This window comes from Brevundimonas sp. UBA2503 (assembly GCF_002341485.1).
GTDB classification, from domain to species: Bacteria; Pseudomonadota; Alphaproteobacteria; order Caulobacterales; family Caulobacteraceae; genus Brevundimonas; species Brevundimonas halotolerans.
In genome coordinates this window covers 1-5,523 of the sequence record NZ_DDOD01000004.1, presented here as the reverse complement: position 1 = coordinate 5,523, position 5,523 = coordinate 1, and the positions used below count along the sequence as shown (strand labels likewise).

Genomic DNA, 5,523 nt, shown 5'->3' with positions numbered 1-5,523 from the left:
GAAGCATACCGGCGGGTTATCACCGCCCTTTCCCGCCGCGTGAAACCGAAGGCCCTTGAGGTCGTGCTGGACATATTGTCAGCCGAGGCCGAGCTGGCCCGCTCCAGTAACGTCGTGCCCCTTCGCGGCCCCTTCCGGCGGGATGACACCCGGCAGGCCTATGGGGAGGCGCTGGAGCGCGTCCTGGCCCTCATTGAAGGGGTCCGGTCATGAGCGCCCGGTCGGAACTGACCGACGCCCAGCGCGCCGACCACCACGTCCGCCGCGAGGAAATCCTTAAGCGGAAGGGGATGGTCAGCAAGGGGAGAGGCGGGGACCAAAGCGAAAAGTCTTCGCTTCGCTCCTATGCAACACAGGCCAGCGAAACCCTCGGGGTGACGAAGCTCACGGTCGAGAAAGACCTCGCTCGCGGCAAGAACATCGCCCCTGACGTTCTGGCCGAGGTTGCAGGGACCTCCCGCTATCGCCTGCGGATCGAAGCCGCCATCGAATCGCTGATCGCCCTTCTCGACGAGCTCGACGGCGATCCTGACCTAGAGGACGGCGACGAGGACAAGGCGGTTGACGACGACCGCTGCGACCTTGCCGACAGTGGCGACTATGAGCCCGAGCAAGAGGGCTTCGACCCGTATGAGCCCGCCTTCGTCATGGACCAGACGCGCGCGGGGATGGCGTGGGCGTCGTGACGAGCGTGAAGGCGGGCGGCGGCGTTTATCCACAGGTTAGCGTTATGCATCTAACCGAGACGTTGACGCGCGCGCCATTCCGTTACATATCTAACGGCATGAACCAGAACCCGACATTCTCCCCCGCTGAAACCGCCCGACTCTCTGGCGTCTCTACCGAGCTGCAAAGAAACTGGAGACACCGGGGCCTGTTGCCGCCGGTTGACGGTCCGCGCGCTCGGTTCACCCTAGCCGAGGTCGCCACGTTCTACCTGATGAACGCCGCAAGCGTCCTCGGGCCGATTGGCGAGGTCCGCGACGGGTGCGAAAACCTTTCGGCGGCGCTGGCCCCCTTCGCGCTCAAAATTGCCCGTGGTGAGCATCCGCCAGTGCCCCAGATGGCAGGGGCCGTCATGCCCTCCGGTGAGCTTGAGGCGTTCGACTCCTTTCAGGACGCCATCGACGCGCTCGAACGCGTCGGGGCTGAGACCATTCGCATCCTGCCCCTCGCTTCCCTAGCGGTGCCCTTCGCTCGCCGGGTGGAAGCCCTGATGCAGGAACGCTCCGAATGATCCCGGCGGGCTTCCCGACAGTGATGACGCTTGAGGAAGCCAGCGCGGCCCTCCGCCTGTCTGACGCCACCGTGCGCGGGCTCTTGAAGGCGGGGGCACTACCGGGCCGCAAAATCGGGCGGCAATGGCGCATCCGGTCTGACGACTTGGATGATTATTTGAAGGGGTCTGCATGTCCCTCTACCGACGCGGCGAAACTTGGCACTATGACTTTTGGCAGGCGGGCGAACGGCACCGGGGCACGACCCGGCTCCGCAAGAAAGCCGACGCGACCCGCTACCTCGAAAACCTGCGGCGATCCCTCGCCCTGGGGTCATCTGATAAGCAAGTCCCGACCCTGAAACAGGTTGCGCACCAATGGTTCGTTGCCAAGGTCGCGGGGCACAAGTCGGAAAAGACGGTCGCCTTCCGGCTGGAGATCATGCTGCGCCATCTGTCCGGCGACATGCCGGTCAACGAGATCGGCGCGGCTGACGTTCAAGAGGCCATCGGCGCGAGGCGGTTGGAGACGACCAGACAGGGCCGCGTCCCGACCCCGGCGACCGTGAACCGAGACCTTATCGACACCACGCTTCGCCCGATCCTGCGTTTCGCCCGTCGCAATCTGGAGGTTCCCGTTCGGGATATCCCGTGGAGCGACCTGCGGCTGAAAGAGCCGAAGGGCCGGACCCGGACCTTCACCCCGAAAGAGATTGAAGCATGGCGCGCGGCCCTGCCTGAATGGCACAGGCCCGTGTTCGACTTCATCTCGAAATATGGCGTTCGCCTGAAAGAAGCATTCTTTCCGCTGGAGGCTTTGAACCTTGAAGCCGGGCGCGTGACGCTCCGCGACCGAAAGAATGGCGGCGCTCATATCCTGCCCCTCTTGCCCGAGGATGCCGCTGCGATGCGCGCCAGAGCGACAAGGGCCGCGCAAGCCGGTTTGGACACTGTGTGGTTCAAAGAGGGACGGGGAGGGCGTCTGACGCCGATACACTGGCGAGGCTATCAGAGCGCCTCCCGGAGCGCCCTCAACCGCGCCCGGATAGCTGACGCCCGACCGGTTCACGATAGCCGCCACCATGCCGCTACAGCCGCGCTCAAGAACATCGGCAATCTGGCCGTGGTCAAGCAACTGTTAGGGCATGAAAGCATCGCCTCGACAGCTCGCTATGCCCACGTGTCCGACGCGGACGTGCTTGCGGCTCTACAGCGCAAAACTCCCCACATTGAAACGACCGGCGAAGAAAAGCCGCGCGATAACAAGGCGAAAGGTGAAGAATGAGCAGAAACCTAAATCCAGTGCGTCTACCAGTTCCGCCACATCCGCAAGGTTCGAGGCAGGCCTTAGACCATTTCGGGCCGGGCGGGGAAGGGCCTGCCGTGCTCAGCGCAGATCGGTCTGTCGCTGCAGGCCATACAGGGCCTCATCCATATCCTCGGCGCGGGCCGCGATCACGGCGCGGGCGTCGGTGATGGCGCGGTTGTAGAGGATGGGCCCGAGGTCAAGGATGACCCGATCGAGGATCAGATCGGCCTGCAGGGCGCCGACCTCGACGTCCAGTTCCTCGGCCAGAACCTGACGCAGGCCGGCCGAGGCCGCCTGCCGGGCCTCGCGCGAGAGTTCGATGGGTCGGCTCATGCCACCTCCGCCAGGGCTTCCTCGGCCTGCATCCATGCCGCCTCGGCCGCGTCGAGGTCGGACTGCGTCTTCGCCCGGGCGCGGGTCAGTCCTTCCAGCGCCTTGGGGTTGTTGACCGAGGCATTGGCCATGTCGTCGTCGATGCGGGCGATCTCGGCGGTCAGCTGGGCCATCCGCTCCTCGGCCTTCTTCACCGCGTGACGCAGGGTCGAGGGCGAAGGGCCGGATTTCTTTTTGTTTCCCCTATCGCTCGCACCGCGGGTGCTCGCTGCTTGAGGGGCGGCCTCTTCCTTGATCTGGCTGGGCTTGACCGCGGCAGCCTTGGCCCGGTCGAGGACGAATTTGGCATAGTCGTCCATGTCGCCGTCCCACGGCTTCACCGTGCCGTCGGCGGCCAGCCACAGGCGGTCGGCGACCATTTCCATCAGCGAGCGGTCGTGGGTGATCAGGATGACGGCGCCGTTGTAGTCGTTGAGCGCGTCCAGCAGGGCTCGCCGGCTGTCGATGTCGAGGTGGTTGGTCGGTTCGTCGAGGATCAGGACGTGCGGGGCGTCCATGGCCACCTGATTGAGCAGCAGGCGCGCGCGCTCGCCGCCGGACAGGCTGGCGACGGTGGTTTCCTGTTTCTCATAGCCGAGGCCCCACTGGGCCAGCTTAGACCGGCGGCTGCTTTCCGAGGCGTCCGGCATGGCCCGGCGGACGATTTCCAGCGGGGTGTCGGTCGGGTCCATCGCCTCGATCTGGTGCTGGTGGAACCAGCCGACGCGCATCTTCCTGTCGCGGTGCAGTTCGCCTTCAAAGATGTCGAGCGCGCCGGCGATCATCTTGGCGAAGGTCGACTTGCCGGCGCCGTTGACGCCCAGCAGGCCGATGCGGTCGTCGAGGTCCATGCGCAGGTTGAGATTGCGCAGGATCGGCTTGCCCGGCTCATAGCCGACATTGGCCCGCTCCAGCCGGATCAGCGGCGGGGCCAGCGGCCGGGGCGGCGAGGGCAGGATGAAGGGGGCGACGCGCTCCTCAATGGTGGTGGCGACGGGCTGCATCTTGGCCAGACGCTTCATGCGGGACTGGGCCTGGGCGGCCTTGGAGGCCTTGGCCTTGAACCGGTCGACGAAGGCTTGCAGGTGGGCGCGCTCGGCGTCCTGCTTGGCCTTGGCCGACAGCTGCAGCCGGGCCTTTTCGGCGCGGGCCTGTTCGAACTGGTCGTAGTTGCCGGTGTAGAGCGTCAGGGTGTGGTTCGCGAGGTGCAGGATGTGGGTGCAGACCTCGTTCAGCATCTCGCGGTCGTGCGAGATGATCAGCGCCGTCGCCGGATATTTCTTGAGCCGGGCCTCCAGCCACAGGGCGCCTTCGAGGTCGAGATAGTTGGTCGGTTCGTCGAGCAGCAGCATGTCCGGCTCGGCGAACAGGGCCGCGGCCAGCGCCACGCGCATCCGCCAGCCACCCGAGAAATGCGACATGGGCCGTTGCTGGTCCTCCTGGTCGAAGCCGAGGCCGACGAGGATTTCGGCGGCGCGGGCCGGGGCGGCGTCGGCGTCGATCTCGATCAGCCGGGTCCAGATCTCGCCCATCTCCTCGGGCTCGGCGGTTTCCAGCCGGGTCAGCAGGTCGTGGCGCTCCTCATCGGCCTCGAGAATCGTTTCGAGGACGCTGACAGGCGTAGCCGGGTGTTCCTGATCGACCGAGCCGATGCGGGCGGTCTTGGGCAGGCTGATCTCGTCGCCGCCGGCGGCCAGCTCGCCGAGGATCAGCTTGAACAGGGTCGATTTGCCGATGCCGTTGCGGCCCACAAGGCCGACCTTGGCACCGGGCGGCAGGGAGACAGAGGCGTCGTCCAGGAACCGGCGGCCCCAGGCGTTGAAGGTCAGATTGGTGATTTGAAGCATGGGGAGGAGGAATATCGCATGTGACAGGGCGACACCGGAAACACGAGGGGCGTGTCCGGTATCACGGAGAAGGTTGGAAAGGCGCGGGCGCACCGCTATAAGCCCGCGACCCGAAACCCCCAAACGAAGACTGACCCCAATGACCGAACGTACCTTCTCGATCATCAAGCCCGACGCGACGCGCCGCAACCTGACCGGTGCGATCAACGCCGTGATCGAGGGCGCCGGCCTGCGCATCGTGGCTCAGCGCCGCGTGAAGCTGAGCGAAGCGCAAGCCAGGAAATTCTACGAAGTCCACGCCGAACGCCCCTTTTACGGCGAACTGGTCGGCCAGATGACCGCCGAGCCCGTCGTCGTCCAGGTGCTGGAAGCCGAAAACGCCGTGGCCAAATACCGCGAAGTCATGGGCGCCACCAACCCCAAGGACGCCGCTGACGGCACCATCCGCAAGCAGTTCGCCCTGTCGATCGGTGAAAACTCGGTCCACGGCTCGGACTCGATCGAGAACGCCGGCATCGAAATCGCCCAGTTCTTCACCGACGACCAGATCGTCGGCTGATCCCGAGCGGATCACGGATTGAGGCCCCGGGGGAAACTCCGGGGCCTTTTTCGTGGGCGAAATACCGTCTGAACCGTCTGAACCGTCTGAAATCCCTCCTGCGCGGCTGGTCCGGCGAACCGGGCAGTATAGGCGCAGCGGGAGGCAGGGCGGGCTGAAAGGCGTCGGGCGCGCGCAGGACGTTGATCCGACGCGGGATTAGGTTCTGAACTCATAAAGC

Annotated in this window: 7 protein-coding genes and 1 pseudogene; 6 read left to right on the top strand and 2 right to left on the bottom strand. The window is 65.4% G+C overall.

Going from position 1 to position 5,523, the window contains the following annotated elements; translation table 11 throughout:
* The 5 genes and pseudogenes from B4K74_RS00780 to B4K74_RS00765 all read left to right on the top strand — a co-directional run.
* A partial coding sequence (locus tag B4K74_RS00780; protein WP_286691337.1) for a hypothetical protein occupies positions 1-213 on the top strand: 213 nt, incomplete at its 5' end.
* On the top strand, positions 210-686 hold the full coding sequence (locus tag B4K74_RS00775) for a hypothetical protein (RefSeq protein WP_286691336.1): 477 nt from the start codon (positions 210-212) through the stop codon (positions 684-686). The genes B4K74_RS00780 and B4K74_RS00775, both read left to right, overlap by 4 nt.
* 98 nt (positions 687-784) lie before the next feature.
* Positions 785-1,237: a hypothetical protein gene (locus tag B4K74_RS00770; RefSeq protein ID WP_286691335.1), complete on the top strand. Its 453-nt coding sequence runs from the start codon at positions 785-787 to the stop codon at positions 1,235-1,237.
* Positions 1,234-1,392 (top strand): annotated as a pseudogene (locus B4K74_RS13470) (helix-turn-helix domain-containing protein); the annotation flags it as partial. The gene B4K74_RS00770 and the pseudogene B4K74_RS13470, both read left to right, overlap by 4 nt.
* A gap of 17 nt (positions 1,393-1,409) precedes the next feature.
* Positions 1,410-2,501 (top strand): tyrosine-type recombinase/integrase, encoded by a 1,092-nt coding sequence (locus tag B4K74_RS00765; protein ID WP_286691334.1) that lies wholly within the window; start codon positions 1,410-1,412, stop codon positions 2,499-2,501.
* 102 nt (positions 2,502-2,603) lie between these two features.
* Here the strand turns inward: B4K74_RS00765 and B4K74_RS00760 are convergent, their stop codons facing one another.
* Positions 2,604-2,858 (bottom strand): DUF2164 domain-containing protein, encoded by a 255-nt coding sequence (locus B4K74_RS00760; protein WP_286691333.1) that lies wholly within the window; start codon positions 2,856-2,858, stop codon positions 2,604-2,606.
* Positions 2,855-4,744 carry an ABC-F family ATP-binding cassette domain-containing protein gene (locus B4K74_RS00755; protein WP_286691332.1) on the bottom strand — a complete coding sequence of 630 codons (1,890 nt, stop codon included), beginning with the start codon at positions 4,742-4,744 and terminating at the stop codon, positions 2,855-2,857. Before B4K74_RS00755 ends, B4K74_RS00760 begins: the two co-directional genes overlap by 4 nt.
* 139 nt (positions 4,745-4,883) lie before the next feature.
* On the opposite strand from B4K74_RS00755, the gene ndk reads away from it, so the two are divergent.
* Complete coding sequence (gene ndk, locus B4K74_RS00750) at positions 4,884-5,303, top strand: nucleoside-diphosphate kinase (protein WP_286691331.1); 420 nt, start codon at positions 4,884-4,886, stop codon at positions 5,301-5,303.
* Positions 5,304-5,523 lie beyond the last annotated feature (220 nt).